General features: G+C 52.5%; 4 protein-coding genes and 1 other annotated feature. Of the genes, 2 read left to right on the forward strand and 2 right to left on the reverse strand.

What is annotated here, in order from left to right:
- Positions 1-125: 125 nt before the first annotated feature.
- A complete protein-coding gene (aroF, locus tag KQJ18_RS22490) occupies positions 126-1,196 on the forward strand; it encodes a 3-deoxy-7-phosphoheptulonate synthase AroF (protein WP_042313300.1) in 1,071 nt (356 codons plus the stop codon).
- Positions 1,197-1,206: 10 nt separating this feature from the next.
- Positions 1,207-2,328 carry a bifunctional chorismate mutase/prephenate dehydrogenase gene (tyrA, locus tag KQJ18_RS22495; protein WP_038642745.1) on the forward strand — a complete coding sequence of 374 codons (1,122 nt, stop codon included), beginning with the start codon at positions 1,207-1,209 and terminating at the stop codon, positions 2,326-2,328.
- Positions 2,329-2,370: 42 nt separating this feature from the next.
- On the opposite strand, the gene pheA is transcribed toward tyrA, so the two are convergent.
- Together pheA and pheL are read right to left on the reverse strand one after the other, a co-directional pair.
- Entirely contained in the window at positions 2,371-3,531 is a 1,161-nt protein-coding gene (gene pheA / locus KQJ18_RS22500) for a bifunctional chorismate mutase/prephenate dehydratase (RefSeq protein WP_121529415.1), read from the reverse strand.
- Between the two features lie 22 nt (positions 3,532-3,553).
- Positions 3,554-3,679: a sequence feature (Phe leader region), on the reverse strand.
- Entirely contained in the window at positions 3,631-3,678 is a 48-nt protein-coding gene (pheL, locus tag KQJ18_RS22505; RefSeq protein ID WP_100250063.1) for a pheA operon leader peptide PheL, read from the reverse strand. It overlaps the preceding feature by 48 nt.
- Positions 3,680-3,847 lie beyond the last annotated feature (168 nt).

Consider the following 3,847-nt stretch of genomic DNA (forward strand, 5'->3'; position numbering starts at 1 on the left):
ACTTAATAGAGCGCTGTAAATTAAAATTTACGGATTATGGATTGAAATCTTTACCTATTGTGATATCGTTATTTCCTCCTCGCTGAGGATCAACTATCGCAAACGAGCTAAACAGGATCACCATCATGCAAAAAGACGCGCTGAACAACGTACATATTACCGACGAACAGGTTCTGATGACTCCGGAACAGCTGAAAGCTGAATTTCCGCTGAGCCAGGCACAAGAGGCGCAAATCGCCCAGTCGCGTAAAACCATTTCAGATATTATCTCCGGTCGCGATCCGCGTCTGCTGGTGGTATGTGGTCCGTGCTCCATTCACGATCCTGAAATGGCAATTGAGTACGCTCGTCGATTTAAAGCCCTTGCCGCAGAGGTCAGCGATAACCTCTACCTGGTGATGCGCGTCTATTTTGAAAAACCCCGTACTACCGTTGGTTGGAAAGGGTTAATTAACGATCCTCATATGGATGGCTCTTTTGATGTTGAAGCTGGACTGAAAATTGCGCGTCAACTGCTGCTTGAACTGGTAAATATGGGACTCCCGCTGGCAACTGAAGCCCTGGATCCTAATAGCCCACAATACCTGGGCGATCTGTTTAGCTGGTCGGCAATCGGTGCGCGTACCACGGAATCACAGACTCACCGTGAAATGGCTTCTGGTCTTTCGATGCCGGTTGGCTTTAAGAACGGCACTGACGGTAGCCTGGCAACCGCGATCAACGCCATGCGTGCCGCGGCGCAGTCACACCGTTTTGTCGGTATTAACCAGGCAGGGCAGGTAGCGCTGCTGCAAACTCAGGGCAATCCGGACGGTCATGTGATCCTGCGTGGCGGCAAAGCGCCGAACTACAGCCCGGCAGATGTTGCCCAGTGCGAAAAAGAGATGGAACAGGCGGGACTAAGACCTTCCCTGATGGTAGATTGCAGTCATGGTAACTCCAATAAAGATTACCGCCGTCAGCCTGCCGTGGCTGAATCCGTGATTGCGCAAATCAAAGATGGCAATCGCTCGATCATTGGTTTGATGATTGAAAGTAATATTCATGAAGGCAACCAGTCTTCCGAACAGCCGCGCAGCGCAATGAAATACGGCGTGTCCGTAACCGATGCATGCATTAGCTGGGAAATGACGGATGCGCTACTGCGTGAAATTAGCCAGGATTTAAACGGCCAGCTGTCGGCGCGTGTAGCATAAGAGGTTGGTTATGGTTGCTGAATTGACCGCATTACGCGATCAAATTGATGAAGTCGACAAGGCGCTGCTGGATTTGCTGGCACGCCGCCTGGAGCTGGTTGCTGAAGTCGGTGAAGTAAAAAGCCGCTTTGGGCTGCCGATTTACGTGCCGGAGCGGGAGGCCTCTATGCTGGCTTCACGCCGCGCGGAAGCGGAAGCCCTTGGCGTACCGCCGGATCTGATTGAAGATGTGCTGCGCCGGGTTATGCGCGAGTCCTACTCCAGTGAAAATGACAAAGGATTCAAAACGCTTTGTCCTTCCCTACGACCGGTAGTGATCGTCGGCGGCGGTGGTCAGATGGGGCGTCTTTTCGAAAAAATGCTCACTCTGTCAGGTTATCAGGTGCGGATCCTGGAACAGCAGGACTGGGATCGCGCGTCGGAGATCGTCTCTGATGCAGGCATGGTGATCGTCAGCGTGCCGATCCACGTCACCGAGCAGGTGATCGCTAAATTACCGCGTCTGCCGTCTGACTGTATCCTGGTCGATTTGGCATCGGTAAAAAATGGTCCTTTACAGGCGATGCTGGCAGCGCACGATGGTCCGGTGGTGGGATTACATCCCATGTTTGGTCCGGACAGCGGCAGTCTGGCAAAACAGGTGGTTGTCTGGTGTGATGGACGTCAGCCGGAAGCCTATCAGTGGTTCCTGGAACAGATTCAGGTCTGGGGCGCGCGGCTGCATCGGATCAGCGCCGTTGAACACGACCAGAATATGGCGTTTATTCAGGCCTTGCGTCACTTTGCGACCTTCGCCTATGGTCTGCACCTGGCGGAAGAAAACGTGCAACTGGAACAATTGCTGGCGCTCTCTTCGCCGATTTATCGCCTTGAACTGGCGATGGTTGGACGCCTGTTTGCCCAGGATCCGCAGCTGTATGCCGATATCATTATGTCGTCTGAGAGCAACCTTGCGCTGATCAAACGCTACTATCAACGTTTTGGTGAGGCGATTGGTTTACTGGAGCAGGGCGATAAGCAAGCGTTTATCGACAGCTTCCGTAAGGTGGAGCACTGGTTTGGCGATTATGCGAAACGCTTCCAGAGCGAAAGCCGTACTTTGTTGCGCCAGGCGAATGACAGCCGTCCTTAAGTAAGATGCCGGATAAGCTTAGCGCCATCCGGCATTGTCACGTTAACTCGGATCGACCGGCACCACGTTTTCGCTCGGATAACATCCCAGCACCTTCATCGAACGTGTAATCTCACCCAATTCCTTTAATGCCTTTTGCATTTGGGGGGATTCCAGATTGGCCTGGATATCGAGATAAAACATCTCCTCCCATGGATTGCCGTGAATCGGACGTGATTCCAGCTTGGTCATAATCAGATTATGGTTGCGCAGTACCAGCAATGCCTCAACCAGGGCGCCTGCCTGCTGGCCTGTCGCCATCAGCAGCGTGGTTTTCGCCGGAACCTGGTCGGAAACGTTGATTGCCTTGCGCGCCAGCACCACGAAGCGGGTGATGTTTTGCGACTGATTGGCCTCAATGTGCTCAAGAACTTGCAGACCATACAGTACGCCTCCGGCCTCGCTGCCCAGCGCCGCTACGCGCGGAGAGTTAGCCTGTGCAACTTTTTCCATCGCCGCAGAGGTGCTTTCGGTGTACTCAATCTTCCAGTGCGGATAACGGCTCAGAAATTTGCTGCACTGCTGGAACGGTTGCGGATGGCTGTATACCGTATCAATAGTTTCGAGATCGGTTGTGCCGGACACCAGTACGCAGTGGTCAATTGTAATAGTCATCTCGCCAACGATAGACAGACTGGTGTGCTGCAGCAGGTCGTAGACGTCGTTAATCCCACCGGAGCTGGTGTTTTCAATCGGGACGACCGCATAGTCAGCTTGTCCGGTTTCGACCTGATTAAAGATATCGGCAAATTTCGCGCAGCCGCTTTCAATGAATTGTTCAAAATGACGGGCAGCATACTGACGTGCGGCGAGGTGTGAGTATGAGCCTTTTGGTCCAAGGAAGGCGACGCGCGCGGAATGGGGGTTAATTTTGTTCAGGTGTTGCTGGAGCAGAGCCTGCTGCGTCAGAACGGAGTCTTCGATAATCAGTTGGAACAGGCGGGTGATATAGTGCGCGTCGAGATGATGCGCTTTGCCAAGCTGAATCAGCCGGTCTAACAGATCGCGTTCGCGGTCGATATCACGTACCGGACGATGTGAAAGCAGTTTAGCTTTACCGACTTCTACGGCCAGCCCACGCCGTTCAGCCAGCAGGGCCAGTAATTTTTCATCCAGCGAACTGATTTTATCGCGCAGCGCCAGCAATGGGTTTTCCGATGTCATAGTGTTGCCTTTCTTGTTATCAATAAAAAAGGCCCCCCGTTGTGGGAGGCCTTATTGTTCGTCTTCGCATTCTTTATCACACGACGAAACGCCTCCCATTCAGGGGAAGGTAAAAAAGAATGCGAAGAAGAACGGGACAAGTTTCATGTAATTTTCCTTTGGCTACGTCAGTAAAGTACCCGTACTGTTTTCACCCTGTCAACAAAAAACGCGCCCGAAGGCGCGTTGGCGATACACTCAATGTAAGGGACTACTCTTCTTCTGCTTCGACGAAGTTGGCGTCTTTGACTGAAGTTGTTGCACGACGGGCTTCGCC

This window comes from Citrobacter sp. S55_ASV_140 (genome assembly GCF_018919505.1).
Taxonomy (GTDB): Bacteria; Pseudomonadota; Gammaproteobacteria; order Enterobacterales; family Enterobacteriaceae; genus Citrobacter; species Citrobacter werkmanii.